The organism is Streptomyces sp. GbtcB7, from assembly GCF_019091445.1.
Classification (GTDB): Bacteria; Actinomycetota; Actinomycetes; order Streptomycetales; family Streptomycetaceae; genus Streptomyces; species Streptomyces mirabilis.
On record NZ_JAGXJM010000416.1, the window covers coordinates 1 to 253 of the forward strand.

The 253-nt window shown below is 71.1% G+C and carries 1 protein-coding gene; it reads right to left on the reverse strand.

The features are described 5' to 3' along the window. Nucleotides 1-253, reverse strand: a 253-nt coding sequence (locus KVT44_RS56405) for an AMP-binding protein (RefSeq protein WP_217577058.1), incomplete at both ends; no start/stop codon positions are given.

Sequence of the window (253 nt, forward strand, 5' to 3'; positions counted from 1 at the left end):
GGGAAGGTTGTGGTAGCCCGTCATGACCCCGACGCCCCGGGCAAGGATCTCCCCCCGCTCGCCCGTCGGGCAGGGCTTTCCGTCGTCGTCGGCGATCAGGACGGCGGTGCCCCAGATCGGCTGTCCGACCGAGGCCGGCTTGCCGGGGCGGTCTGCGGGTGTCGCGGCGGCCGCCGATGACGCCTCGGAGATTCCGTACGACTCGATGGTATGGCAGGCGAAGGGGTCGGTGAGGGCTCGTCGCACTTCGGTG